This is a genomic window from Streptomyces sp. NPDC052064 (assembly GCF_055585925.1).
On record NZ_JBVJJE010000004.1, the window covers coordinates 513,354 to 538,339 of the forward strand.

The window sequence follows — 24,986 nt, forward strand, 5'->3', positions numbered from 1 at the left end:
GTGCGTCCCGTGGACGTCAGACGATGTCGAGGATAGCGTCGATGATGGCGACGAGGCCCTCGTCGTCAACCCCCGTCGTGCTGGCGTCGACGGTGACGGGGGCCGTGTTGGTGTTTTCGTTGACGGCAACAGCGGTGTTGTCGTTGTCGTTGTCGTTCTCGTTAACGTTGTTGATCTCGTTGACGATGGTGGGCTGGTCGTCCTTGCCGTCCTTCTCGCCGCCGTAGGCGCTGGCAGCCGAGGCGGAACCGGCGAGGATAGCCACGGCCGCCAGGGACGCGGCAGCGCCGCGCATCATGCTCTTGCGCATTGAATATCTCCGTTCTGTTTCTTCCCCACTGGAAGAACGCAACCGATATTGCCCCAGCGCCGAAGCAGACGCCACTTCGAGCACCCCTAACCCCGGAACTTCATCCACATGGCCCCTGCAGGGCAGGTAATAGGAACTACCCAACGCCCAGGTCATGGCGCATTACTTCCACCGATGGAGTAACGACACACTGCCTGCGCAACGGCCTTGAGCCATCGCTTTCTTCCGCCCTGGATTCGAACGGGTGACCTCTCGAATGCATTCGCCCGTTGCCCCGGCCTCCGGCCCACAACGCCTCGATGGAGGCGTACCCGGTCCTGGAGGGGACGCCGCTCTCGCCGGGCCGGCATCAACTGCTGGGCGGACAAGCGCTGCCAGGGCGCCGACGGCACGGTCCGTCTCCCTCACCGGCCGCCGATGGGACAGCCTCTCCACCGGACCGAGGGTGAAAAAGGCTCACGGCCCCGCTGGAACCGGGAGCGGCCAACTCCCCCACGCGCGGCGGGCCTTGCTACGCGCCACAGAAGGGCATCGCTGATCGCGTCGCCGGCGTGATGTGCGGATTCGACAGGCCTGCCCCCGCAGTACGCAGAAGACGAGCGTGCTGTGGGGGCAGGCAAGACGACAGCCGCCGCCCCCCGACCTCGCGGATCGCGAAGTGGGTGGCGGCGGCCGCGTCCGTCAGACGGATGGCGACGGCAGAGCCCCGTCAGCGGGTGCAGACCGTCTTGCTCTCGCCGTCGGTCTTCAGCGTGGCGCAAACGCGCTTCACTGCGGGCACGGTGACAGTGACCTTCTCCATAACGCCTGCCTCAACGTCCTTCTTGACGTTGGCGAGTTCCTTGTCACCTGCGGAGATCGTCACGCCCACGGTCCGCGCCACCTCGCACGTAACGCCGACGGTGATCTCGCTGGTCGCGCCGGTGTTGATCTTCTGGAGCACGACGCCGCAGGGGAAGCTCTGCGGAGCTGCCTGCGCCGGCGCGGCAGCCAGGAGCGGCGCGGAAGCCAGCAGCACGGTGGCCGCCGAGCGAAGCATGCGGTGAGACATAGGTTCTCCCAAAGTGACTGGTGACAGGCCGCCACAGGCGATCTGCCCTTGACCAAGGCGCGCAGAAATATCCCTTACGCGCCTTACGGGGAGATGTGACCACGGGCTCAGAAGCCCCGCAATCTGCCACGCCCGCTGCTGACCGGTTCCACCTCGGAGGGGTGACCAGCCTTCGCGACCTTCACGTTCATGTGTGCGGAGGGTGCCTGTCGAGTCGGCACGGAGCACGGTGCCGGTGTTGCCACCGGTCCAATTCAGGGAGCCAAGGGCGGTTTTGCAGACCGCGTTGAAGAGTCAGCTCCGTACAGCGCCTCGATGTCGTCCGCGTACGCAGCCGCCACCGCATGGCGTTTGACCTTCAGGGACGGGGTCAGCATCCCGTTGTCCTCGGTGAACTCGCCGTCCACGAGACGGAATTCGCGGATGGACTCGGCGCGGGAGACCGCCTGGTTCGCGTAGTCCACGGCCTTCTGGACGTCGGCGCGCATGCGGGGGTCGGAGACCAGCTCGGACAGTGGGGTGTCGGCGGGCATGCCGCGGACGTGGAGCCAGTGTGCGACGTCCTCGGGGTCGAGGGTGATCAGGGCGGCGACGAACGGGCGGTTGTCGCCGACGACGACGCACTGGCCGATCGGCGGGCGGCTGCGGAGGCGGTCCTCCAGCACGGCCGGGGAAACGTTCTTTCCCCCGGAGGTGATGAGGATGTCCTTCCTGCGGCCGGTGATGGTGAGGTAGCCGTCCTCGTCGAGGGAGCCCAGGTCACCGGTGGCGAACCAGCCGTCGGTCAGGACGGCGTCGGTGGCGGCCTCGTCGTTCCAGTACGAACCGAAGACGATGCCGCCCTTGATGAGCACCTCGCCGTCGTCGGCGATGCGGACCGTGGCGCCGGGCACGGGCCGGCCGACCGTGCCCGGGCGGGGACTCAGGGGCGGAACGATGGTGGCGGCCGCCGTGGTCTCGGTGAGGCCGTAGCCCTCGTAGATGATGATCCCGGCAGCGTAGAAGAAGAGGTTGAGGTCGCGGTCGAGCGGGGAGCCGCCGCTGATGGCGTAGCGCGTGCGGCCGCCGAGTTCCTTGCGGATGCGACGGTAGACCAGGAGGTCGTACAGCGCCCACGCGGCGTACAGGGCGGGGCCCGGGCCCGGGCCCCGGTCCAGGAACCGGTTCATGTGCGCCTCGCCGAAGCGCACCCCGATCCGGTGCGCACGGTCGAAGGAGGCGCGGCGGCCGATCCGCTCGGCGGTGGCGCGCCCGGTGTTGTGGATCTTCTCGAAGAGGTAGGGCACGCCGACCAGGAAGGTGGGGCGGAACTCCTTGAGCGCGGGACGGAGTTCGGCGGGTTTGATGCTCGGGCAGTGGCCCATCTCGATGCGGGCCAGAAGGCAGGCGATCTGGATCGTACGGCCGAGGATGTGGGCGAGCGGCAGGAACAGGAGGGTGGAGGCGACCTGGCCGGTGACCTCCTTGAAGACGGGGTGGAGCAGCTCGACCGTGTTGGCGGCCTCCGCGTGCAGGTTGGCGTGGGTGAGCAGGCAGCCCTTCGGCCGGCCCGTGGTGCCGGAGGTGTAGCAGACGGTGGCGACCGTGTCGGGGGTGAGGGCGCCGCGGCGCTTGGTGACCTCCTCGTCGGGGACGTCCCGGCCGAGGGTGGCGAGTTCGGGCATCGCGTCCTCGTCGAGCTGCCAGCAGCGCGGCGGGGTGGCGTGGCGGGCGGTACCGGCGCGCACGGCCTCCGCGTTCTCGGAGGTCTCCGCGATCACCATGCGCGCCCCGGAGTCCCGTACGATCCACTCGATCTGCTCGGCCGATGACGTGACGTAGATGGGGACGCTCTGGCCACCGGCCGCCCATATCGCGAAGTCGAGGACCGTCCACTCGTAGCGGGTGCCGGACATGATCGCGACGCGGTCGCCCGGTTCGAGGCCGGCCGCGATGAGTCCCTTCGCGGTGGCAGTGACCTCGCGGGCGAATTCGGCGGCCGATACCCGGCGCCAGGTGTGGCCCTCCTTGCGGCGGAGGGCCACGGTCTCCGGAGCCTCGGTCGCGTTGATGAACGGAAGGTCGGCGATGCTGCCGGTCGCCGGCCGTGCCGCCATGGCCCTGGTGCGCGCCTCGCGGACGACACCGTGTTCGTCCCTGATGACCTCGACCTTCACGCGGCCCGCCAGGTCACCCCGCTGCTTCGCCTGCTTCAAGTCCTTGCGTACGCCCATGACGGCTCCCGGTTGCGGCTGTGCCGGCGTGCTGCCGTGTGTACCCGTTCTACTTACCCGAGAGTCAACTTACTCATAAGTAAGGAATATTCAAGGGGCGCGGCTCGCCGGCTCCTCGGCCGACGGACGACGCACCCCTCCCGCAACCCGGCAGATGTTGTCGGCTCGCATGCCGGTGGAGTCCTCGGTGATGTCGAAGAGCACCCGCTCACCCACGAGGAGCGTGCGGTCCGTACGACCGTGAACCGCGGAACGACAGGCGACAACATCGGGTGCTCCGCCGTCCCGCGAGATGACGCCCACTCCCCGGTCAGGATCGAACCACTTCACGACACCGCTCGGCACAGCCACCCCCGACATCCAGTGACACGGATGGAGGGTTCACGCGGCGTCCGCGCGCACCTCCTCGTCCTCGACCCGACCACATCCGGCACGCGAGACTTCCACGTTGCGCTCGTGCCGCTCCTCACCACATGAATGGCACGCCGTCTACGCCTCGTGTAGTGCCGCAACGCGGGTTCCGACGGCCCGCGTTCCACACACCGGACACCGCCGGCGCGTGCCGGCCCTGGCCGCAAGGGTGCCCAGGGCCTGCTGGAGAGCCGCTTCCACGGCGGTGGGCACAAACAGCGTTCCCACACCGTCGGGCGGAACCAGCCAGCGGAGACGCCCCAAGGCCCGGTGCGGCGCGGGTACCGTGACCCATGCGCCACTGCCCAGGTACCGGACATCCGTGCCGACCCAGCGGACTGCGGGATCCGGTGGCAGGAAGAAGCCCACTCTGCGGGCGACTGCGTCCGCCAGTACGGGGCCGGGCGCCTGCGGAATGCGTAAGAGGGCGTCCAGCGCCAGTACACCCAATTCCTCCGGCACACTCAGCACATCCCAGAACCGTCCGCAGGCCAGCACCGCGACGCCGCTTTCTCCGTGCCACTGCCGTTTGCAGTCGCGCGGATCGGTCGCGGCGGCGGCGAGCCACTCCGTGGCCTGCCTCCTGATGGTTCGCATGAGGTTCCTCCGGATCCAGCGGAAACGGCGTTTTCCCCCTTGCCACCAAGGCTGGTCAGGCCCGGCCCGTTCATGATGATGGATTTCTCTATTGCGCGGAAGGGGTGGCGTACCATGGCGAATTTCCTCTGAAGTGTTCGATATCGAGCTACGCGTCCCCCCGAGTTCCGACAATCGCCCAAGAATATGAACGCGATTCCATCGTGGGAAAGACCCGGTTCACGTCAGCCGGTTCGCTTCAGGCGGCTCGCCGTGTCGATCGCCTCTGCGAGCCGTCGTATCTCCTTGTCCAGGGTGCGGTCCGCCAAGTCGTCGGCCCGCTCGGAGAGTTCGCCGAGTCGCGGGGCGCCCGGCAGAGAACGTCCCGAGTCGCGGAGGGCGTCGGCGAAGTAGGCGGCCGTCGCGGTGACCTGGAAGGAGCGGTTCGCGCTCCGGACGGAGTCGTCGAGGGCGTCGGACTCCAGGTCGCCGGTCTCCTCGTGCGGGTCGCGGGTATCGGGGTCGAGCCAGCGGACGGTGGCGGTGGCGAGGTGGCCTTCGGCGCCGGGTTTGGTGCGGACGGCGTACAGGGCGGTGACGGTGTGGCCGGGGCCGACCTCGCCGCCGTCGACGCGGTCGTCGCGGAAGTCCTCGTCGGCGACCCGGCGGTTGTCGTAGCCGACCAGGCGGAACTCCTCGACGGTCTCGGGGTCGAAGGCGACCTGGGCCTTGGCGTCGCGGGCGGTGAGGTCGATGTTGCGCGGGAGTTCCTCGCAGAAGACCTTGCGGGCCTCCTCGGTGCCGGACACGTACACGGTGTGGCCGTCGCCCTTGTCGGCGAGGCGTTCCATCAGGGCGTCGCCGTAGTCGCTGCCGACGCCGACGCCGAAGAGGGTGATGCCGTGCTCGCGGCGTTCGCCGGAGATGCGCTCCAGGATCGTGTCGGCGTCGGTGTCGCCGGTGTTGGCGAGGGCGTCGGAGACGAGGACGACACGGTTGGTCGCGCCCTCGCGCAGGCCTTCGACCGCCGTCTCGTAGCCGGTCTCGACGCCCGCGCCGAGGTTGGTGGAGTCCCGGGTGTCCAGCTCGGAGATGACGTCGTGGATCTCGTCGCGGTTGCCGTCGAGGCGGGTCATGGGCAGGACGGTCTCGGCCTCGTCGCTGAAGGTGACGATCGCGACCGAGTCGTCGTCGCGCAGCCGGTCCGTCATCACGGAGAGGGACTCCTGGGCGAGGTCCAGGCGGCCCGGTTCGGCCATGGAGCCCGAGACGTCGACGACGAAGGTGAGGGCGGCGGGCGGGCGTTCGCCGGTGCGTTCCGTGGTGCGGGTGGCCAGGCCCACGCGGACCAGGGACCAGTCCTCGTCGTCGGTGCGGGCGCCGTCGACGGTGACCGAGAAGCCGTCGCCGTCGGGGCGTTCGTAGTCCTGGCGGAAGCTGTTGACGAACTCCTCGGGGCGGACCGTCGACGGGTCGGGGAGCCGGCCGTCGGCGAGGGCGCGGCGGGCGTAGTCGTAGGAGGCGGTGTCGACGTCGAGGGCGAAGGTGGAGAGGTGGTCGGGGGCGGCCTCGCGGTCCTGCCGCTCGGTTGTGCCGTCACCGTCCTCGTGTCCGTGGGCGGGCGCGGGCAGGCCTGATATGTCTCGGTCGGACGCCCGGCTGCCGTCGTCGGCGCTTCCGCTGCACGCGGTGAGCAGCAGTCCGCCCGCCACCGTGAGGGCGAGCAGCGCTCCCCGCCGTTTCCGTGTCCGGTACCGCTCGTACGATTCCATCGTCCGTTCCCCCTGGGTCCGTTGGCGTCGGCTTCTTGCGACTGTGACGGCGCAGGGGGCGGAAACGTGCGGTACGGAGGGTTGCGGAAGCGTCTCGAAGCGGCCACGGAGACGGCCCGTCGAGACCGGTGGGTGATCCTCCGTTGACCTAGGAGACGACGTCCTTGCGGGCGAAACCGCGGAAGGCCAGGGCGAACAGCACGAGCGCGTACGTTACGGAAATCGACGTGCCCTGGATCATGTCCGTCCACTGCACCTGCGGTTGGACGGCGTCCAGCCAGGCGTACTGCCAGTGCGCGGGCAGGAAGTGCCGCCAGTCGCCGAGGGCCGTCACCTGGTCGAGGACGCTGCCGATGATGGTCAGGAACACCGCGCCGCCGACCGCGCCGAGCGGTGCGTCCGTCCGGGTCGACAGCCAGAACGCGAGGGCCGCGGTGACCAGTTGGGACACCATGATGTACACCACGACGATCAGCAGGCGCTGGGCCGCGGTGCCGGTGGGCAGGGTGCCGCCGGTGGGCAGCTGGAGCGGGCCCCAGCCGTAGGCGGCCGTGCCGACGACGAGGGCGACGATCGGGAGCAGCACCAGCGCGGCCAGGCTCAGGGTGAGTCCGACTGCGAGCTTGGACCACAGCAGCCGGGCCCGGGGCACGGGCGCCGCGAGCAGGTAGCGCAGGGACGACCAGCTCGCCTCCGAGGCGACCGTGTCCCCGCAGAACAGGGCGACGGGGATGACGAGGAGGAAGCCGGCGGCGGAGAAGAGGTTGACGGCGGCGAAGTTGGCCCCGGACGCCGTCGCCGTGTCCATGAGGTTCACGCGGTTGTTGTTGCCGCCCGGGTCGCCGCCGACCTGGAAGGCGATGAGCAGGATGATCGGCAGGGCGAACAGGACACCGCCCATGACCATCGTGCGGCGCCGCTTCAGCTGCCGGACCAGCTCGACGCGGAAGGGCAGGGTGCGGCCCGCGCGGTAGCCGTCGGCGACCTCGACCGGCTCGGCCCGGTCGGCGAGCTTGCTCATGCTTCGGCTCCGATCAGGGTGAGGAAGGCGTCCTCCAGGCGGCGGTGCGGGCCGACCGACCGCACGGGCACGTCCAGCCGTACGAGTTCGGCGACCAGGCGCTGCGGGGTGCCGTCGGCGTCGAGCTGGACCAGCAGCCCCTCGTCGACGGGCACGACCGAGGCGACGCCCGGCAGGGCGGCGACCTTCTCGACGATCGGCTCGTCGACGGGCGTGGCCGTGCCCACCAGAAGGGTGTCGCCCGAGCCGACGATGTCCTCGACCGGGCCCGCCTGGACGAGCTTCCCGTGGTCCATCACGACCAGGTGGGTGCAGGTCTGCTCGACCTCCGCGAGGAGGTGGCTGGAGACGATGACCGTGCGGCCCGCGGCGGCGTAGCGGATCATGACCTCCCGCATCTCGCGGATCTGGGGCGGGTCGAGGCCGTTGGTCGGCTCGTCGAGGATGAGCAGGTCCGGCATGCCGAGCATGGCCTGGGCGATGGCCAGGCGCTGGCGCATGCCCTGGGAGTAGGTGCGCACCGCGCGGGCGAGCGCGTCGCCGAGGCCCGCGATCTCCAGGGCTTCTTCCATGTGCGCGTCCTCGGCGGGGCGGCCGGTGGCGCGCCAGTACAGCTCCAGGTTCTCTCGGCCGGACAGGTGCGGCAGGAAGCCCGCGCCCTCGACGAAGGCGCCGACCCGGGAGAGGACCGGGGCGCCGGGGCTGATGGCGTGGCCGAAGACGCGGATCTCGCCGCCGTCGGGCTTGATCAGGCCCATCAGCATGCGCAGGGTCGTGGTCTTGCCGGCGCCGTTCGGGCCGAGCAGGCCGAGGACCTGGCCCTTTTCCACGCGGAAGGACAGGTCCTTGACGGCGTACCGGTCGGAGGACTTGGCGTACCGCTTGGACAGGTCCGTGATCTGGAGGGGCACTTCGGCGAGCTCCAGGTCCGGCGGGGCGGGGGCCGCCGTGCGGCGGCGTCCCGTGATGATCAGCGCCAGGGCGATCGCGGCGCCGGCGAGCGGCATCCACCACACCCAGGCGGGCAGCGGGCCCTGCGCGTTGCTCTCGCCCAGCGCCGACGGGACCTTCAGATCGCCCTTGAGGGAGACGGTGTACGTGGCCGGAGTCGTCGGAGAGGCGTAGCCGAGGTCCGTCGAGGCGAGGACCAGGCGCAGCCGGTGGCCGTCGTCGACCTCGTGGTCGATCGCCGGGAGGGTGATGGTGACGTCCTTGCCGGCCTTGGCGCCCTCGACCCTGATGGGCGTGACCAGCTGGGAGGGCAGCACCGGCTGGGTGCGGCCCGGGCCGACGTCGTAGACCTTGGCGAAGAGCACGGCGTCGTCGCTGGTGGACTTCACGTGGACCGTGGCCGTCGGGGAGCCGGTGATCTGGACGTCGTCCCGGAAGGGGGCCGACTCGAACGCGGCGAACTGGCCGGGGAAGTCGAGGGAGACCCCGACGCCGAGCGTGGAGAGCTGGCTGAGGCCGCCCGCGCCGCCGAGGCCGGGCAGGGCGGAGACGCCGGGCGGGCTGGCGCCGGGCGGGTTGTCGAAGCTCTGCTCGCGGCCGGCCAGGGAGATGGAGCGCTGCTTGCTCTCCAGGCCGGGGTAGCGGTCCGAGGTCACGCCGGTCAGCCGGGGTTCGCCGTCGCCGGAGCCGAGACCGAGGGTGCGGGTGACGCGGAAGGCGGGGCCGGTGTCGACGCCCTTGTCGTCCTTCAGGTAGCGGTCGAACCAGCTCTGCACGCGCCCCTGGACGCGGCTGGTCTCCATGTCGCCGCCGTCGTGGCCGCCGGCGATCCAGTCGACGTCGACGGGGGCGCCGTTCGCACGGATCGCCTTCGCGGCCTGGTCGGCCTGGCCGAGCGGGAAGAGGGAGTCGGACTGGCCCTGCATCAGCAGCGTCGGCACCTTGATGCGGTCCCCGACGGCGGAGGGCGAACGCTCGTCGAGCATCCTGCGCGCCTCGGCGTCCGGCTTGCCCGACTCGGCGACCCGCTCGTACATCCGGCACAGCGCGGGCTCGAACCGCTCGCAGCCGCCGCCGGAGTTGACGAAGATGCCGGCCCACAGCTTCTTGAACACGCCGTTCGGGAACAGCGCGTCGGCGAGGTTCCAGTACGTGATGGCCGGGGCTATGGCGTCCACCCGGTCGTCGTGTCCCGCCGTGAGCAGCGCGATCGCACCGCCGTAGGAGGCTCCGGCCATGCCCACGCGGGGGTCGCCGGGCTTGTCGAGTTCGACCTGGGGCTGCTTCGCCAGCCAGTCGATGAGCTTCGAGACGTCGGCTACCTCGCCCTTGGGGTCGTTCAGCCCGATCTTCCCGTTGGACTTGCCGAAACTGCGCGCCGACCAGGTCAGGACCGCGTAGCCGTCTCTGGCGAGCTCCTCGGCCTGCTGCCGTACGTCGTTCTTGCTGCCGCCGAAGCCGTGGCCGAGCAGGACGGCGGGGCGGCGGCCGGCTCCGCCGGAGGTGAAGTACGAGGTGTCGATACGCACCCCGTTCCCCGTGTCCAGGACCCGGTCGGCGCGGTCGACCGGGGGCACCTCGTCGGACGCGACGGCCGTCCACGTCCCCGCTCCCACGAGCACGACGACGGCGGCCCCGGCGGCCATGAGGCGCCGGGGCCCCCGAAGCAGCCCGCGGAGTCCGGGCAGTCGAAGATCCATGCGTCAACGGTACGGGGTCAACCTGTCGAACAGTTGTCGACCGGAGGCCGAGGTGGCACGCCTCCCCTCGGAGTACGGGGGGTCTTCGGCGTACCGCGTCTGGTGTACGGCCTTGAGCTCGGTCGGTGCTGTGATCGGCCGTGTGCGGGTCGGTCGTGGTTGTTCGCGCAGTTCCCCGCGCCCCTGAAGAAGGCCTCTTACGCCTCCGGGACTGATACCAGCCAGCGTGTTTCGCGGCGGGGGCGCAGGTACAGGGCCCAGTACAGGGTCGCTACGGCCGTGATGCCGCCCGTCCAGAGCAGGTACGTCGACTCCTGCCGGCTCAGGATGTACCCGAGGACCATGATCAGCAGGGCGGGGGACGCAGGCCACAGGGGCATGCGCCATGCCGGGGTGTGCTTGTGGGGAGCTCGGCGGGCCCGCAGGGCGGCGGAACGGGGGCGGGGGCGCCCTGCGGTAACCGCAGGGCGCCCCCGGAAAAAACCTGGGTCGTCACATCTCAGTGGTTGCGCGGGAAGCCCAGGTCCACGCCCGCCGGGACGTCGGCCGGGTCCGGCCAGCGGGTGGTGACGACCTTGCCGCGGGTGTAGAAGTGCGTGCCGTCGTTGCCGTAGATGTGGTGGTCGCCGAAGAGCGAGTCCTTCCAGCCGCCGAAGGAGTGGTAACCCACGGGGACCGGGATCGGGACGTTCACGCCGACCATGCCGGCCTCGACCTCCAGCTGGAAGCGGCGGGCCGCGCCGCCGTCCCGGGTGAAGATCGCGGTGCCGTTGCCGAACGGCGAGGCGTTGATGAGATCCAGAGCCTCCTCGTAGGTCTCCGTGCGCAGCACGCACAGGACCGGGCCGAAGATCTCGTCCTGGTAGGCCTTCGCCGACGTGGGCACCTTGTCGAGCAGCGAGATGCCGATCCAGTGGCCGTTCTCGAAGCCGGCACCTTCATAGGTATACGCCGAACCGTCGAGGACCACATCGGCGCCCTCGGCCGCCGCGCCCTCGACGTAGGAGGCCACCTTGTCGCGGTGGACCTTGGTGATGAGCGGGCCCATCTCGGAGGTGGGGTCGTTGCCCGGTCCGATCTTGATCTTCTCGGCGCGCTCGCGGATCTTCTCCACCAGTTCGTCGCCGATCGCGCCGACCGCGACGACCGCCGAGATGGCCATGCAGCGCTCCCCCGCCGAGCCGTAGGCGGCGGAGACGGCGGCGTCGGCCGCCGCGTCGAGGTCGGCGTCCGGGAGGACCAGCATGTGGTTCTTGGCGCCGCCGAGCGCCTGGACGCGCTTGCCGTTGGCGGAGGCGGTGGTGTGGATGTAGCGGGCGATCGGGGTCGAGCCGACGAACGACACCGCCTTCACGTCCGGGTGTTCGAGCAGCCTGTCCACCGCCACCTTGTCGCCGTGGACGACGTTGAAGACGCCGTCCGGCAGGCCGGCCTCGGCGAGCAGCTCGGCGATCTTGATCGACGCCGACGGGTCCTTCTCGGACGGCTTCAGCACGAAGGTGTTGCCGCACGCGATGGCGATGGGGAACATCCACATCGGCACCATCGCCGGGAAGTTGAACGGGGTGATGCCCGCGACGACACCGAGCGGCTGGCGGATCGAGGACACGTCCACGCGGCTCGCCACCTGCGTGGACAGCTCGCCCTTCAGCTGGACGCTGATGCCGCAGGCCAGGTCGACGATCTCCAGGCCGCGGGCCACCTCGCCGAGCGCGTCGCTGTGCACCTTGCCGTGCTCGGCGGTGATCAGCTCGGCGATCTCGTCGCGGTGGGCGTCCAGCAGCGCCCGGAACTTGAAGAGGATCGAGGTCCGCTGGGCCAGCGACGACTGGCCCCAGGTGGCGTAAGCCTCCTTGGCGGCGGCGACCGCCGCGTCCACCTCGTCGACCGAGGCGAACGCGACCTTCGTCGTCACCTCGCCGGTCGCCGGATCGGTCACCGGCCCGTGCGTGCCCGAGGCGCCTTCGACGGTCTTACCGCCGATCCAGTGGTTGACGATCTTCGTCATGGCCGGGAACTCCTTCACAGATGGCGGCGTCGGGTGGAGACGTGCCGTTCGTACAGCTCACGTGCCTTGACCGCGGACGGCCGTGTCGCGGTCTCGGCCACGGGTACATCCCACCAGGCCTGCGCGGGAGGCGCGCCCGACACTGTGTCTGCCGTTTGGGTCTCGACGTAGACACATGTGGGAGTGTCGGCCGCCCGGGCCTCGGCGAGTGCCTCCTCGAGGTCCCGTACGGACTTCGCGCGCAGGACGCGCATGCCGAGGCTGGCCGCGTTGGCGGCGAGGTCCACCGGCAGCGGCGGCCCCGTGTACGCGCCGTCCTCGGACGGGAAGCGGTAGGCGGTGCCGAACCGCTCGCCGCCGACCGACTCGGACAGGCCGCCGATGGACGCGTAGCCGTGGTTCTGGATGATCAGGACCTTGATCGCGACGCCCTCCTGCACGGCCGTCACGATCTCCGTCGGCATCATCAGGTAGGTGCCGTCGCCGACCAGCGCCCACACCGGCCGGTCGGGGGCGGCCATCTTCACGCCGATGGCGGCCGGGATCTCGTAGCCCATGCAGGAGTAGCCGTACTCCAGGTGGTACTGGTCGCGGGACCGGGTCCGCCACAGTTTGTGCAGGTCGCCGGGGAGGGAACCGGCGGCGTTGACGATGATGTCCGACTCGTCGACCAGGGCGTCCAGGACGCCGAGGACCTGCGGCTGGGTCGGGCGGGTGTCCGGCTCGTCCACCTCGTAGCAGGCGTCGACGCGCTGCTCCCAGCGCTCCTTGTCCTCGGTGTACTCGGTGGCGTACGACGGCGCGACCCGGTGGCCGTGCATCTCCAGCCTCTCGGTCAGCTCCTCCAGGCCCGTGCGGGCGTCCGCGATCAGGGGCTGCCCGGCGAGCTTGTGGCCGTCGAAGGAGGCGATGTTGAGGTTGAGGAACCGGACGTTCTCGCCGGTGAAGAGGGTGCCGGAGGCGGTGGTGAAGTCGGTGTAGCGGGTGCCGACGCCGATCACCAGGTCGGCGGTGCGGGCGAGTTCGTCCGCGGTGGCCGTGCCGGTGTGGCCGATGCCGCCGACGTCCTGCGGGTGGTCGTGGCGCAGGGAGCCCTTGCCGGCCTGGGTGGAGGCGACCGGGATGCCTGTGGTCTCGGCGAACTCGGCGAGCGCCTCCTCGGCGCGGCTGTGGTGGACTCCGCCGCCCGCGACGACCAGGGGACGCCGGGCGGCCCGGATCATGTGCACGGCCTCGGCGAGTTCCGAGGCGTCGGCGCCGGGACGCCGTACGGTCCAGGTGCGCTCGGCGAAGAAGTCGTCGGGCCAGTCGTACGCCTCGGCCTGCACGTCCTGGGGCAGTGCGAGGGTGACGGCGCCGGTCTCGACGGGGTCGGTGAGCACGCGCATCGCGTTCAGCGCCGAGGCAATCAGGGCCTCCGGCCGTGTGATCCGGTCGAAGTACTTCGACACCGGGCGCAGACAGTCGTTGACCGACACGTCGCCCGCGTACGGCACTTCGAGCTGCTGGAGGACCGGGTCGGCCGGGCGGGTGGCGAAGATGTCGCCGGGCAGGAGCAGCACCGGCAGGTGGTTGATGGTCGCCAGGGCGGCGCCGGTGACGAGGTTGGTGGCGCCCGGGCCGATGGAGGTCGTGACCGCGTGCGTGGACAGGCGGTTGGACTGGCGCGCGTAACCGACCGCGGCGTGCACCATGGCCTGTTCGTTGCGGCCCTGGTGGTACGGCATCGCGTCGGTGTGCTCCAGGAGCGCCTGGCCGATGCCGGCGACGTTGCCGTGGCCGAAGATGCCCCAGGTCGCGTGGATGAGCCGCTGCCGTACGCCGTCGCGTTCGGTGTACTGGGCGGCGAGGAAACGGACCAGCGCTTGCGCGACGGTCAGCCGGGTCGTCATCGGTAACCCCCTGTGCCTTCTACGTGGGCCGGATGGAAGCGGATCCGCCACTCCCGTACGGCTCCGTCGCCCCGTACGACTCGACGGCGCGCGCCGGGAACCTCAGTGCGCCCTGTGCGTGCCCCGGTCACCGGCCCCTGTGCCCCGCCGAAACCGGGGCGGCGCTGGACGCACGCGTCGCGCCACAGCCAGTGGCGAGCGCGCTGCCGGCCCGAAGCTCTGCCACAGGGCAGGTGACGTGGTACATGTCGTGGCCGCAAAGGCTCCGTGTGGGGGACCTCCGGCGCGGGGCCGTAGCGGGCGGGGAGTTGTCGCTCGCACTTCGCTCCTGCCAAAGCAAAGCGGCCTTCCGCGCCGGAGGCGATCTGGGCCCGGGCGTCACGGGGCGCGTACGCGAGGTCGGTGACCGACGCGAACACGCTCCTCCCGCCCGAGAGGTGGAACTGTTCGTTCTCGACGCGCACAAGGCACGCGCCCGTCAGGGGCAGCGCGATCCACTCGCTGTCCCCGGTGGTGAAGGTGTGGGTGCCGCCCGGTGCGAGCTCCACGATCCGCAGGCTGCCGTGCGTCCGGCCGGCCCGCTCGGGGCCGATGTCCTGGACGTGGTTCACGTCGGTCGTGGTGCCCTCGGGGACGTACAGCTCACTGGTCATGAAGCGGCCCTCACAGCAGTCCTACGGCGGTGTCCACGGCGGCGGCCACGTCGCCGTCCGCCGGGTACAGCAGCGAACGGCCGACCACCAGCCCGCGCACGGTGGGCAGTTGGAGAGCGCCGCGCCACTTCTCGTACGCCCCGGCTTGCTCCTCGGCGGAGCCCCCCACCTCGCCGCCCAGCAGTACGGCGGGCAGCGTGGAGGCGGCCATGACCTCGGCCATGTCGTCGGGGTTGTCGGTGACCGGCACCTTGAGCCAGGTGTAGGCGGAACTGCCGCCCAGGCCCGAGGCGATGGCGATCGACCTGGTGACGGCCTCGGCGGACAGGTCGTTGCGCAGCCGGCCCGTCTCGTCGCGGCGGGAGATGAACGGCTCGACGAAGACGGGGAGGCGGCGGGCCGCCATGTCGTCGACGGCGCGGGCGGTGGACTCCAGGGTGGTGAGGGAGCCCGGGTCGTCGTAGTCGATGCGCAGGAGCAGTTTGCCCGCGTCGAAGCCGAGACGCTCGATGTCCTCGGGGCGGTGGCCGGTGAAGCGGTCGTCGAGTTCGAAGCGCGCGCCCTGGAGGCCGCCGCGGTTCATCGAGCCCAGGACGACCTTGCCGTCGAGGGCGCCGAGCAGGAGCAGGTCGTCGAGGATGTCGGCGGTGGCGAGGACGCCGTCCACGCCCGGGCGGGACAGGGCCAGGCAGAGGCGTTCGAGGAGGTCGGCGCGGTTGGCCATGGCCATGCTGCGGCCGCCGACGCCGAGGGCGCCGCGGGCCGGGTGGTCGGCGGCGACGATCATCAGCCGGCCGTTGTCGTTCAGCAGGGGCCGGCGGGGGCGGCGGGCGGCGGCCTCGGCGATCGCCTCCGGGCGGTGGCTGCGGAGGCGGACGAGTTCGGAGACGTCGACGGTCACGTGACGGCCCCCGCGGTGACGGCCGCCTCGATCTCGTCCGGAGCGGGCATCGCGGAGGAGCACTCCAGGCGGGAGGCGACGATGGCGCCGGCGGCGTTGGCGTGCCGCATGGTCTTCTCCAGGTCCCAGCCGGAGAGGAGGCCGTGGACGAGGGAGCCACCGAAGGCGTCCCCGGCGCCGAGGCCGTTGAGGACGTTCACGGGCAGCGGCGGGACCTCGGCGGTGACGCCTTCGCGGTTGACGGCGAGGACGCCCTTGGGACCCTGCTTGACGACGGCCAGCTCGACACCGGCGTCCAGGAGGGCCCGGGCGGCGGCGTGGGGCTCGCGCACGCCGGTGGCGACCTCCACCTCGTCGAGGTTGCCGACGGCGACGGTGGTGTGGCGCAGGGCCTCCCGGTAGAAGGGGCGGGCCGAGTCGGGATCCGTCCAGGCCGTGTCTTTCCAGAGAATCGGGCGCCAGTCGAGGTCGAAGACCGTCGTGCCGGACTTGGCGCGGTGGGCGAGGGCCGCGAGGGTCGCCGTACGGCTCGGTTCCTCGCTCAGGCCCGTGCCCGTGGCCCAGAAGACGCGGGCGTCGCGGATGGCGTCGAGGTCGAGCTCGTGGGCGTCGATCTCCAGGTCGGGGGCCTTGGGCTGCCGGTAGAAGTACAGCGGGAAGTCGTCGGGCGGGAAGACCTCGCAGAAGGTGACCGGGGTGGGCAGGCCGGGGACCGGGGTGACCCAGCGGTCGTCCACGCCGAAGCCCTTCAGGGCCTCGTGCAGGTAGGTGCCGAAGGGGTCGTCGCCGGTGCGGGTGATCACCGCGGTCCGCCGCCCCAGGCGGGCCGCGGCGACCGCGACGTTCGTGGCCGAGCCGCCGAGGAACTTGCCGAAGGACGTGACCTGCGGCAGCGGGACGCCCGTCTGGAGCGGATACAGATCCACTCCGATGCGCCCCATGGTGATCAGGTCGTACGCCATCGGCTTCCCCTAGGTGTCGGCTCTCCCCGGCTTTGTAGTCCCCTTCCCGAAGCCCTGTCAATGTTTTGTCCGGACATTCGGACCAGATCATGACAGCGCTTTCCGCGTGGCTTGGGTATGTGTCCGCTCAGTTCTTCAGTTCTTCAGTCTTCGGCCCCAGGTGTCGGTCCGCCTCTCCAGGCGGCTGCCGCGCGGCACGACGACGGCGGTACCCGGCGTCAGGCTGGTTCCCTCCTCCGGTTCGAGCGGCGGTGTGGATCTCCCAGTGGACGCCGTGGACGTCGTCGTCGGTCTCCACGTGGAAGGTCATCACCTGCCAGCCCTCACGCTCGGAGTCGAACACGGGCTGCTCGCCTGGAGGTCCTTTCCGTGCGGTGCGTCGGGGCGCGGAGGTCCCATGCGGCCAGGACACGACGCAGCTCGACCGAGACGCCCGCCCGGAGCAGGCGCAGCGCGTACGCGATGTCCTCGTCGCGGTTCGGGCACAGCTCCGCGGTCGCGATACAGGCGGGCGACAGTCCGGACAGGCCAAAAGGCCCGCGCCGGGGCGGCACAGGGGAAGCGGACTGGGATCCCCGGTAATCGAACTGGAGACCCTTGACGCCTACTGCGCCACGAGCTCCCCGCGCCGAGCCGCCGACCTGCTCCATCTGCACCACAGCAGCGTCGCCCGCCGGCTCGAACAGATCGGCAAGGCCCTCGGCTTCGAACTCACCGAGCCGGCCGGCCTGTCGCGGGCCGGCCTCGCGCTCGCCGCATGGCGGCTGCTCGACGGCTGAGGACCGATGCCATGTGCCGCGTCAAGGCGCCCCGCCGAAGCTCCGGCGCGCACCTTTGCCCCGGATGTGTCACAAACACCCCCTTCCTGTCACATGTGTCGCGTGTGCGCGGGCCTTCCGTCACACCCGGCGCACAGGCCCTGCCCTGCGTCACCGAGCGTCGTTGTCCGGACACAGCTTGTTGATCGCCAGCGCAGCGCCCGGCTCCCCCGGACGGCCGTCCCCGGTCGCCGCCGTGGTGCGCGCGGGGAGGTGCACGTCATGACCGACCGAAGACTCTGGTCCTACAAGGAGATCGCGGCACATATCCGGGTGCAGCCGGACACCGTGCGGTCATACCGCAAGCACGGCCTGCTGCCCCCGCCCGACCACGTCGAGAACGGCAAGCCCTACTGGTACGCCGACACGGTCCGGGCCTGGGTGGCATCCAGGCCCGGCAACCGTGCCCGAAGAGCCGACTGACCTTCCCGGCCCGACCTCGTGCCCACCGTCGCGTGGGGCCACGGGTGGCTCCGGGGGTGGGTCAGCGCCACGGCTCGATCACCGTCGCGCCCGCCGGTGGTGCCGTCCCCATCGCCGCCAGCGCGGGCGGGGCCTCGTCCAGCGGGATCGTGGACGTCACCAGCAGGTCGGGGCGCAGGACGCCGCCGCGGACCAGCTCCAGCATCGGTGGGTAGCTGTGCGCGGCCATGCCGTGGCTGCCGAGGAGTTCGAGTTCCAGGGCGATCACGCGGGCCATCGGCACGGGTGTCGTGCCGGTCGGCGAGGGCAGCAGGCCGACCTGGACGTGCCGCCCGCGGCGGCGCAGGCCGTTCACGGAGGCGGCGCAGGTGGCCGGGGAACCGAGGGCGTCGAGGGAGAGATGGGCGCCGCCGCCGGTGAGGTCACGGACCGCGGCCGCGGGGTCCGGCACGACCGACGCGTCCAGGCACTGCGCCGCTCCGAACTTCCGCGCCAGGTCCAGCGCTCGGGCCGACACGTCGACGGCCACGGCCCGCGCGCCCGATGCCGCCGCGATCATCACCGCGGAGAGGCCGACCCCGCCGCAGCCGTGCACCGCGACCCACTCCCCCGCCGCGACCCGGCCCTGCCGCACCACCGCCCGGTACGCCGTGGCGAACCGGCAGCCGAGAGAGGCCGCCGTCGTGAAGGACATTTCCCCGGGGAGCGCCACGAGGTTGACGTCGGCGTGGTCCAGGGCCACGTACTGGGCGAAGGAGCCCCAGTGCGAGAAGCCGGGCTGGGTCTGCCGCTCGCACACCTGGTGGTCGCCCGCCGCGCAGGACGGGCAGGTGCCGCAGGCGCAGATGAACGGCACGGTGACCCGGTCGCCGGGCCGCCAGCGGGTCACCCGGTCGCCCGCCGCCTCGACGACCCCGGCGAGTTCATGCCCCGGCACATGCGGCAGTGCGATGTCCGGGTCGTGGCCCTGCCAGCCGTGCCAGTCGCTGCGGCACAGCCCCGTGGCCTCGACCCGCACGACGACCCCGTGCTCCGCGGGCTCCGGATCAGCGACGTCCCGCACCTCGGCCGGCTCCCCGTACCGCTCGAACACCACGGCCCGCATGTTCTACCCACCCTTCGTTCGTGTCCGGGGTCGCTGGGGGTCCTGGCGCCCCGGGCGGTCAGCGCCTCGGGGAACGCTAGCCCGTGCCGTACGGGTCCGTGCTTCAGCCCGGGGCTCCGACCCTGTCCCTGGCCGGTTCAGGTGCTCCGGCCGGTTCCGGGTCCGCCTCGCTCAGACCGAAGCGTTCGTGGAAGCGGCGCAGGGGGGCCGGCGCCCACCAGGTGGCCCGGCCGGTGAGGCGCATGACCGCGGGGACCAGGAGGCTGCGGACGATCATGGCGTCCATCAGGACCGCCAGGGCGATGCCCAGGCCGAGCATCTTGGTGTTGGTGACCCGGGACGTGCCGATCGCGGCCATGACCACGGCCAGGATGACCGCCGCCGCCGTGATCAGCCCGCCGGTGCGCTGGAGGCCGTGGCGGACGGCCTGGTCGTGGTCGCCGGTGTGGTCGTACTCCTCCTTGATGCGGGAGAGCAGGAACACGCCGTAGTCCATGGACAGGCCGAAGGCCACGCAGAACATCAGGACGGGGAGAGTCGTCTCGATGGAGCCGGGGCTGGTGAAGCCGAGCGGGCCGGAGAGGTGGCCGTCCTGGAAGATCCAGACGACCGCGCCGAACATGGCCGTCAGGCTGAGCGCGTTGAGCACGACCGCCTGGACCGGTATCAGCACGCTGCCCGTGAGGAGGAAGACCAGGAGCAGTGTGACGATCGTGATGAAGACGGCCGCGAGGGGCAGGCGTTCCCCTATGGCGTCCTTGGAGTCGACCAGGACGGCCGCCGTGCCGGTCACCTTGGTGTCGAAGGGGGCCCGGGCCTCGCGCAGTTCGCCGACGAGGCGCTGGGCCGGGTCGTCGACCGCCTCGCCCTTCGGCAGCACCGTGAAGTACGCCGAGTCGCCCTTCACCAGCGGCCCGTCGACCCGCAGCACATCGGGCAGTCGGGCGATCCGCTCCTTGTAGGCGCCGTACCGCGCCTCGGTCGCGCGGCCCTCGGCGAGCACTTCGAGGCCGCCGCCGGGGCTGCCCGGGAAGCCCTCCCGGATGTGCTGCTGCACGACATGGGACTCAGACGTCGAGGGCAGTTGGCGGTCGTCGGCGGTGCCGAACTTGACGCCCAGGAAGGGTAGTCCGAGCAGGACGAGGACAGCTGTGGTGCCCAGGGCGAAGAACGGGGCGCGGCGCATGACGAGCGACGCCGTGCGCGCCCAGGCCCTGCCCTCTTCCTCGGCGGGCTTCGGTCGGTGTCCGCGCCGGAACGCGCGGCGCAGGTCCCAGGAGTTGACCCGGCGCCCGAGCAGCATCAGCGCGGCGGGGAGCAGGATCAGCGCGGCCGCCGCGGCCAGCAGGACGACGGCGATCCCGGCGTAGGCGAAGGACCGCAGGAAGTACTGCGGGAAGACCAGCATCGCCGCCAGGGACACCGCGACCGTGAGGGCTGAGAACAGCACCGTGCGGCCGGCGGTGCGCAGGGTCGTGCCGATCGCGGACAAGGGCTCGGCGCCGGTGGACAGTTCCTCGCGGAAGCGGCGGACGATGAACAGCGCGTAGTCGACGGCGAGGCCGAGGCCGAGGGCCGTGGTGAGGTTGATCGCGAACACGGACACGTCGGTGAGCTCGGTGAGTCCGCGCAGGATCGCGTTGGTCCCGAGGATGGCGACGATGCCGATGCCGAGCGGCAGCAGGGCCGCGACGGCGCTGCCGAAGACCATCACCAGCAGCAGGAGCGTCACCGGCAGGGCGATGAGCTCGGCCCGCGTCAGGTCCTCCTGGATGATCGTCTGCATCTCGTGCCGCACGGCGACCGGGCCGCCGACATTGACTTCCACCGGGCCGTGCACGCCGCGGTAGTGGGGCGCGATGCGCTCCAGGGTCTCGCCGGCGGTCTTCTCGTCGCCCGTGATGCGGGCGGCTATCAGCGCCTCGTGGCCGTCCTCGGCGCGCAGGGCCGGGGTGCCGGACTGCCAGTAGGAGCCGACGCCGGTGACGCCCTTCTCGTTCGCCAGTCGCTCGGCGAGACGCTGGGCCCGGGCGGCGACGGCCGGGTCGTCGACCGAGGCGTCGCCCGCGTCGACCAGGAGCAGCAGGTTCGGCTGGGAGCCGGGGAACTCGCGCTCCAGGGCCTTGGTCGCGTACGTGGACTCGGCGGCCGGGTCCTCCCAGCCGCCGGCGCCGAGCCGGTCGGCCACGCCGCTGCCGGCCAGCACCGCGAGGGCGGTGAGGACCAGCGCCACCAGCAGCGACAGTCTGGGCCGGGCGGTCACGAAGCGGGTCCAGCGTCCGACGCGTGGTGGTGTGTTGACTTCGGTCATCGTGCGGTGTCCCCTTCACCGTGATCCGTGTCCAGGCGCAGCCAGACAGCACGGGGCTGCCGTAGACTGGCAAACACGAGAGATCGCTCGCATTTCTGTCCCACCTCAGAATGCGAGCGACCGCTCGTGTTTGTCAATCGCGTTCTGAGACCTGGGGATAACGCGTGCCCGAGAAGACCGAGAAACCCGGAACAGAGACGACGGCGGCGGCCGAGGACCGGCCGCGCCGCCGCCAGGCGCGCGGCGAGCGCCGGATCGCCCAGCTCCTCGAGGCCGCCGCCACCGTCTTCTCCACGACCGGTTACACGGCCGCCAGCACCAACGCCATCGCCCGCGAGGCGGGCGTCTCACCGGGGACGCTGTACCAGTTCTTCCCGAACAAGGAAGCGATCGCGATCGAGCTGGGCAGCCGGCTCATGCACGAGATGCGGCAGTCCTACGACGAGGTCCTCGCCCCGATCGACCCCGCAGTGACGCCGATCGAGGAGGTGATCACCGGGACCGTCGACCGCTTCATCGAGTTCAACTGCCGCCACCCGGCCTTCTTCGCACTGATGCACGGCCCCGACATCCCGGGGCACATCGCCGAGGAGCACGACGCGCTGCACCGCACGCTGACCGCCCGGGTCGAGGCGCTCCTCACCCCGTTCACCCCCGGCGCCCCGGCCCCGGCGGTCGCCCGCGCCGCCCAGATGTGCGTCGGCATCTACAAGGCGGGCCTGGAGCTGGTCCTGGCCCACGAGGGCGCCGAACGCGAGGCGTACGTCCAGGAGCTGAAGGACGCCCTCCTGCGCTACCTGCGACCGCTGGTCGGGGGCGTCGTGGACTGATACCCCCTAGGGGTACAGTTGGGGTATGTGGACCCCTCGGGTCCCCATTGCCCCACATGCCTCGACGAGGAGTACGACATGACCGCCCAGACCGACACCACGGGCCCCGTCACCACCGTCTACAAGGTGAGCGGCATGAGCTGCGGACACTGCGAGGGCGCCGTCTCCGGCGAGATCTCCCAGATCTCCGGCGTCAGTTCGGTGACGGCCGTCGCCTCGACCGGTGAGGTCACCGTCGTCTCCGCCACCCCGCTCGACGAGGAGGCCGTACGCGCCGCCGTCGACGAAGCCGGTTTCGAGCTGGCCGGGAAGGCCTGATCCGGTTCCAAGAGCCGGAAACGGCTCCAAGAGCCCGAGACGCACAGGCCTGAGACACCCGAGGCCTGGCACTCGTACCGACGTACGGGCCGTACGCCGCCGCCCCGGCCCGTACGGCCCGTTCCGCTTCCCGGGCGCCCCGCATCACCTGGAGTACGGACATGACCAGCACCACCGCCAAGGCGCCGACGGACGGCGAGCCGGCGCTCGCCGAGGCCGAGCTGCTCATCGGCGGGATGACCTGCGCCTCCTGCGCGGCCCGCGTGGAGAAGAAGCTCAACCGCATGGACGGCGTCACCGCCACGGTGAACTACGCGACGGAGAAGGCCCGGGTCACCTACCCCGCGGGCATCGAGGTCGCCGATCTGATCGCGACCGTGGTGAAGACCGGGTACACCGCTGAGGAGCCCGCGCCCGCGCGCGAGGAGGAGCCCGCCTCCGAGGGCACGCGCCCCGCCGAGGAGGACCCCGAACTGTCGGCTCTCCGCCGCCGCCTCGTCGTCTCCGCCGCCCTCGCCGTCCCGGTCGTCCTGCCGGCGATGGTCCCGGCGTTCCAGTTCGACAACTGGCAGTGGCTCTCGCTCACCCTCGCCGCCCCGGTCGTCGTCTGGGGCGGGCTGCCGTTCCACCGGGCGGCCTGGACGAACGCCCGGCACGGCGCCGCCACCATGGACACGCTGGTCTCCCTCGGCACACTGGCCGCGTTCGGCTGGTCCCTGTGGGCCCTGTTCCTCGGCGACGCGGGCATGCCCGGCATGCGGCACCCCTTCGAGTTCACGGTCTCGCGCGGTGACGGCGCCTCCTCGATCTACCTGGAGGTCGCCTCCGGCGTCACGGCCTTCATCCTGCTGGGCCGTTACCTGGAGGCCCGCTCCAAGCGCCGTGCGGGGGCCGCCCTGCGCGCGCTCATGGAACTGGGCGCGAAGGACGTGGCCGTGCTGCGGGACGGGCGCGAGGTGCGGATTCCGGCGCAGCGGCTGGCCGTCGGCGACCGGTTCGTCGTACGGCCCGGCGAGAAGATCGCCACCGACGGCACGGTCGTCGAGGGGGCTTCCGCGGTGGACGCCTCGATGCTGACCGGCGAGTCGGTGCCGGTGGACGTGACGGCCGGGGACGCGGTCACCGGTGCGACGGTCAACGCGGGCGGCCGGCTGGTCGTCGAGGCCACCCGGATCGGCGCCGACACCCGGCTCGCGCGGATGGCGAAGCTGGTGGAGGACGCGCAGAACGGCAAGGCCGAGGTGCAGCGGCTCGCCGACCGGATCGCCGGGGTCTTCGTGCCGGTGGTCCTGCTGATCGCCGCCGCGACGGCCGGGGTGTGGCTGGGCCTGACCGGCGACGGCGTCGCCGCGTTCACCGCCGCCGTCGCGGTCCTGATCATCGCCTGCCCGTGCGCGCTGGGCCTGGCCACCCCGACCGCGCTGATGGTCGGCACGGGCCGCGGCGCCCAGCTCGGCATCCTCATCAAGGGCCCGGAGGTGCTGGAGTCCACGCGCCGGATCGACACGGTCGTCCTGGACAAGACCGGCACGGTCACCACGGGCCGCATGACCCTCCAGGAGGTCCACGTCGCCGAGGGCGCCGAGGAGAAGGAGGTGCTGCGGCTCGCGGGCGCCGTCGAGCACGCCTCCGAGCACCCCGTGGCCCGTGCGATCGCGCTGGGCGCCGAGGAGAGGGCCGGACAGCTCCCGGACGTCGAGGGCTTCGAGAACGTCCCCGGGCGGGGCGTACGGGGGCGTGTGGAGGGCCGTGAGGTCACCGTGGGGCGGCTCTTCGACGTGGTGCCACCGGAGCTGGCCCGCGCGCGGGACGAGGCCGAGCGGGACGGCCGTACGGCCGTCCTGGCCGGCTGGGACGGGACGGCGCGGGCCGTCCTGGCCGTCGCGGACGCGGTCAAGGAGACCAGCGCCGAGGCGGTGCGCGAGCTGCGCGCGCTGGGACTCACGCCGGTGCTGCTGACCGGGGACAACCGGGCGGTGGCCGAAGCGGTGGCCGAGGCCGTCGGGATCGACCAGGTGATCGCGGAGGTCCTGCCCGAGGACAAGGTCGACGCCGTACGGCGGTTGCAGGCCGAGGGGCGGGTCGTCGCCATGGTGGGCGACGGCGTCAACGACGCGGCCGCGCTCGCCGCCGCCGATCTGGGCCTGGCCATGGGCACCGGCACGGACGCGGCGATCGAGGCGGGCGATCTGACGCTGGTGCGCGGCGACCTGCGGGTGGCCGCGGACGCGATCCGGCTGTCGCGCCGGACGCTGGCCACGATCAAGGGCAACCTCGTCTGGGCCTTCGGCTACAACGTGGCAGCGCTGCCGCTGGCCGCCGCGGGTCTGCTGAACCCGATGATCGCCGGGGCCGCGATGGCCTTCTCGTCGGTCTTCGTCGTCACGAACAGTCTCCGACTGCGGACATTCCGCTGAAGTCCCCCGAATTCGCCCTAAGTTCGCGGCGAACGTGATATGAGCCCCTCTGGAGTCCGGGGCCCGGCTCACATAAGCTCTTCACAAGGCTCGCGCATCATCCTTACGCTTGAGCCCCGGGCGGCATATCCGGGCTCTTGCGTATCTACCGGACATACGCAAGAGACGCAGATCACAGTGATGTGAACGTAACCATCGAAGGGGTTCGAAGGTCTAAGTTGACGATGTCAGGCAGCGTCTTGGGGGGCGCCACCTGGCATCTGGAGATGTCTTGGGGGACTTCTCCGGATGGGGGTACCTCCCTGCTCGAACGGAGTTGAGAGCTTGGGGGAGCGTTGCCGGG

21 protein-coding genes and 1 pseudogene are annotated in these 24,986 nt (G+C 71.2%); 5 read left to right on the forward strand and 17 right to left on the reverse strand.

Annotated elements, in window-relative coordinates:
• Positions 1-16 precede the first annotated feature (16 nt).
• The 15 genes and pseudogenes from ACZ6TU_RS13510 to ACZ6TU_RS13580 all read right to left on the reverse strand — a co-directional run bounded on the left by ACZ6TU_RS13510 (position 17) and on the right by ACZ6TU_RS13580 (position 17,071).
• The gene (locus ACZ6TU_RS13510) at positions 17-310 is read right to left on the reverse strand and encodes a hypothetical protein (protein ID WP_467668280.1); all 294 of its coding nucleotides are present in this window, start codon (positions 308-310) and stop codon (positions 17-19) included.
• Positions 311-1,019: 709 nt separating this feature from the next.
• On the reverse strand, positions 1,020-1,361 hold the full coding sequence (locus tag ACZ6TU_RS13515; protein ID WP_467668278.1) for a hypothetical protein: 342 nt from the start codon (positions 1,359-1,361) through the stop codon (positions 1,020-1,022).
• A gap of 254 nt (positions 1,362-1,615) precedes the next feature.
• Entirely contained in the window at positions 1,616-3,574 is a 1,959-nt protein-coding gene (locus tag ACZ6TU_RS13520; RefSeq protein ID WP_469548228.1) for an AMP-dependent synthetase/ligase, read from the reverse strand.
• A gap of 90 nt (positions 3,575-3,664) precedes the next feature.
• Positions 3,665-3,934, reverse strand: coding sequence for a cold-shock protein (locus ACZ6TU_RS13525; protein WP_467668275.1), 270 nt, complete (start codon positions 3,932-3,934; stop codon positions 3,665-3,667).
• Positions 3,935-4,063: 129 nt separating this feature from the next.
• Positions 4,064-4,582 carry a hypothetical protein gene (locus tag ACZ6TU_RS13530; protein WP_469548230.1) on the reverse strand — a complete coding sequence of 173 codons (519 nt, stop codon included), beginning with the start codon at positions 4,580-4,582 and terminating at the stop codon, positions 4,064-4,066.
• Between the two features lie 224 nt (positions 4,583-4,806).
• Positions 4,807-6,333 carry a vWA domain-containing protein gene (locus tag ACZ6TU_RS13535; RefSeq protein WP_467668271.1) on the reverse strand — a complete coding sequence of 509 codons (1,527 nt, stop codon included), beginning with the start codon at positions 6,331-6,333 and terminating at the stop codon, positions 4,807-4,809.
• A 148-nt stretch (positions 6,334-6,481) separates the two neighbouring features.
• The gene (locus ACZ6TU_RS13540) at positions 6,482-7,354 is read right to left on the reverse strand and encodes an ABC transporter permease (protein ID WP_467668270.1); all 873 of its coding nucleotides are present in this window, start codon (positions 7,352-7,354) and stop codon (positions 6,482-6,484) included.
• Positions 7,351-10,005 (reverse strand): alpha/beta fold hydrolase, encoded by a 2,655-nt coding sequence (locus ACZ6TU_RS13545; protein WP_469548232.1) that lies wholly within the window; start codon positions 10,003-10,005, stop codon positions 7,351-7,353. The genes ACZ6TU_RS13540 and ACZ6TU_RS13545 overlap by 4 nt, the downstream gene beginning before the upstream one ends.
• A 197-nt stretch (positions 10,006-10,202) precedes the next feature.
• Positions 10,203-10,436, reverse strand: a pseudogene (locus ACZ6TU_RS13550) (amino acid permease); the annotation flags it as partial.
• A gap of 68 nt (positions 10,437-10,504) precedes the next feature.
• Positions 10,505-12,013: a CoA-acylating methylmalonate-semialdehyde dehydrogenase gene (gene mmsA / locus ACZ6TU_RS13555; protein ID WP_467668266.1), complete on the reverse strand. Its 1,509-nt coding sequence runs from the start codon at positions 12,011-12,013 to the stop codon at positions 10,505-10,507.
• A 14-nt stretch (positions 12,014-12,027) separates the two neighbouring features.
• Positions 12,028-13,905 carry a 3D-(3,5/4)-trihydroxycyclohexane-1,2-dione acylhydrolase (decyclizing) gene (gene iolD / locus ACZ6TU_RS13560; protein ID WP_467668264.1) on the reverse strand — a complete coding sequence of 626 codons (1,878 nt, stop codon included), beginning with the start codon at positions 13,903-13,905 and terminating at the stop codon, positions 12,028-12,030.
• Positions 13,902-14,558, reverse strand: a complete 657-nt coding sequence (locus ACZ6TU_RS13565) for a 5-deoxy-glucuronate isomerase (RefSeq protein WP_469548234.1) — start codon at positions 14,556-14,558, stop codon at positions 13,902-13,904. The genes iolD and ACZ6TU_RS13565 overlap by 4 nt, the downstream gene beginning before the upstream one ends.
• A gap of 10 nt (positions 14,559-14,568) precedes the next feature.
• Positions 14,569-15,459, reverse strand: a complete 891-nt coding sequence (locus tag ACZ6TU_RS13570; RefSeq protein ID WP_467668260.1) for a Cgl0159 family (beta/alpha)8-fold protein — start codon at positions 15,457-15,459, stop codon at positions 14,569-14,571.
• The gene (iolC, locus tag ACZ6TU_RS13575; protein ID WP_469548237.1) at positions 15,456-16,421 is read right to left on the reverse strand and encodes a 5-dehydro-2-deoxygluconokinase; all 966 of its coding nucleotides are present in this window, start codon (positions 16,419-16,421) and stop codon (positions 15,456-15,458) included. The genes ACZ6TU_RS13570 and iolC overlap by 4 nt, the downstream gene beginning before the upstream one ends.
• Before the next feature lie 323 nt (positions 16,422-16,744).
• Positions 16,745-17,071, reverse strand: coding sequence for an alpha/beta hydrolase fold domain-containing protein (locus ACZ6TU_RS13580; protein WP_469548460.1), 327 nt, complete (start codon positions 17,069-17,071; stop codon positions 16,745-16,747).
• On the opposite strand from ACZ6TU_RS13580, the gene ACZ6TU_RS13585 reads away from it, so the two are divergent.
• The gene (locus ACZ6TU_RS13585) at positions 17,063-17,200 is read left to right on the forward strand and encodes a helix-turn-helix domain-containing protein (RefSeq protein ID WP_469548463.1); all 138 of its coding nucleotides are present in this window, start codon (positions 17,063-17,065) and stop codon (positions 17,198-17,200) included. The two genes, ACZ6TU_RS13580 and ACZ6TU_RS13585, sit on opposite strands and share 9 nt — an antisense overlap.
• A gap of 261 nt (positions 17,201-17,461) precedes the next feature.
• On the forward strand, positions 17,462-17,662 hold the full coding sequence (locus tag ACZ6TU_RS13590; RefSeq protein WP_403853191.1) for a helix-turn-helix transcriptional regulator: 201 nt from the start codon (positions 17,462-17,464) through the stop codon (positions 17,660-17,662).
• A 61-nt stretch (positions 17,663-17,723) separates the two neighbouring features.
• Here ACZ6TU_RS13590 and ACZ6TU_RS13595 read toward each other — a convergent pair whose 3' ends face one another.
• Together ACZ6TU_RS13595 and ACZ6TU_RS13600 are read right to left on the reverse strand one after the other, a co-directional pair.
• On the reverse strand, positions 17,724-18,767 hold the full coding sequence (locus ACZ6TU_RS13595) for a zinc-dependent alcohol dehydrogenase family protein (protein WP_469548239.1): 1,044 nt from the start codon (positions 18,765-18,767) through the stop codon (positions 17,724-17,726).
• A 103-nt stretch (positions 18,768-18,870) separates the two neighbouring features.
• Positions 18,871-21,078, reverse strand: a complete 2,208-nt coding sequence (locus ACZ6TU_RS13600) for an MMPL family transporter (protein ID WP_469548241.1) — start codon at positions 21,076-21,078, stop codon at positions 18,871-18,873.
• 164 nt (positions 21,079-21,242) lie between these two features.
• On the opposite strand from ACZ6TU_RS13600, the gene ACZ6TU_RS13605 reads away from it, so the two are divergent.
• The 3 genes from ACZ6TU_RS13605 (at position 21,243) to ACZ6TU_RS13615 (ending at position 24,643) form a co-directional block, all read left to right on the forward strand.
• Positions 21,243-21,908 (forward strand): TetR/AcrR family transcriptional regulator, encoded by a 666-nt coding sequence (locus ACZ6TU_RS13605; RefSeq protein ID WP_467668252.1) that lies wholly within the window; start codon positions 21,243-21,245, stop codon positions 21,906-21,908.
• Between the two features lie 78 nt (positions 21,909-21,986).
• On the forward strand, positions 21,987-22,226 hold the full coding sequence (locus ACZ6TU_RS13610; RefSeq protein WP_467668250.1) for a heavy-metal-associated domain-containing protein: 240 nt from the start codon (positions 21,987-21,989) through the stop codon (positions 22,224-22,226).
• 161 nt (positions 22,227-22,387) lie between these two features.
• On the forward strand, positions 22,388-24,643 hold the full coding sequence (locus ACZ6TU_RS13615; RefSeq protein ID WP_469548243.1) for a heavy metal translocating P-type ATPase: 2,256 nt from the start codon (positions 22,388-22,390) through the stop codon (positions 24,641-24,643).
• Positions 24,644-24,986: the final 343 nt, after the last annotated feature.

Coding starts and splice junctions, on each gene's coding strand:
- ACZ6TU_RS13510 (WP_467668280.1), bottom strand. CDS start 310: ATGCGCAAGAGCATGATGCGCGGCGCTGCCGCGTCCCTGGCGGCCGTG.
- ACZ6TU_RS13515 (WP_467668278.1), bottom strand. CDS start 1,361: ATGTCTCACCGCATGCTTCGCTCGGCGGCCACCGTGCTGCTGGCTTCC.
- ACZ6TU_RS13520 (WP_469548228.1), bottom strand. CDS start 3,574: ATGGGCGTACGCAAGGACTTGAAGCAGGCGAAGCAGCGGGGTGACCTG.
- ACZ6TU_RS13525 (WP_467668275.1), bottom strand. CDS start 3,934: ATGTCGGGGGTGGCTGTGCCGAGCGGTGTCGTGAAGTGGTTCGATCCT.
- ACZ6TU_RS13530 (WP_469548230.1), bottom strand. CDS start 4,582: ATGCGAACCATCAGGAGGCAGGCCACGGAGTGGCTCGCCGCCGCCGCG.
- ACZ6TU_RS13535 (WP_467668271.1), bottom strand. CDS start 6,333: ATGGAATCGTACGAGCGGTACCGGACACGGAAACGGCGGGGAGCGCTG.
- ACZ6TU_RS13540 (WP_467668270.1), bottom strand. CDS start 7,354: ATGAGCAAGCTCGCCGACCGGGCCGAGCCGGTCGAGGTCGCCGACGGC.
- ACZ6TU_RS13545 (WP_469548232.1), bottom strand. CDS start 10,005: ATGGATCTTCGACTGCCCGGACTCCGCGGGCTGCTTCGGGGGCCCCGG.
- mmsA (WP_467668266.1), bottom strand. CDS start 12,013: ATGACGAAGATCGTCAACCACTGGATCGGCGGTAAGACCGTCGAAGGC.
- iolD (WP_467668264.1), bottom strand. CDS start 13,905: ATGACGACCCGGCTGACCGTCGCGCAAGCGCTGGTCCGTTTCCTCGCC.
- ACZ6TU_RS13565 (WP_469548234.1), bottom strand. CDS start 14,558: ATGACCAGTGAGCTGTACGTCCCCGAGGGCACCACGACCGACGTGAAC.
- iolC (WP_469548237.1), bottom strand. CDS start 16,421: ATGGCGTACGACCTGATCACCATGGGGCGCATCGGAGTGGATCTGTAT.
- ACZ6TU_RS13580 (WP_469548460.1), bottom strand. CDS start 17,071: ATGGAGCAGGTCGGCGGCTCGGCGCGGGGAGCTCGTGGCGCAGTAGGC.
- ACZ6TU_RS13590 (WP_403853191.1), top strand. CDS start 17,462: ATGACCGACCGAAGACTCTGGTCCTACAAGGAGATCGCGGCACATATC.
- ACZ6TU_RS13595 (WP_469548239.1), bottom strand. CDS start 18,767: ATGCGGGCCGTGGTGTTCGAGCGGTACGGGGAGCCGGCCGAGGTGCGG.
- ACZ6TU_RS13600 (WP_469548241.1), bottom strand. CDS start 21,078: ATGACCGAAGTCAACACACCACCACGCGTCGGACGCTGGACCCGCTTC.
- ACZ6TU_RS13610 (WP_467668250.1), top strand. CDS start 21,987: ATGACCGCCCAGACCGACACCACGGGCCCCGTCACCACCGTCTACAAG.
- ACZ6TU_RS13615 (WP_469548243.1), top strand. CDS start 22,388: ATGACCAGCACCACCGCCAAGGCGCCGACGGACGGCGAGCCGGCGCTC.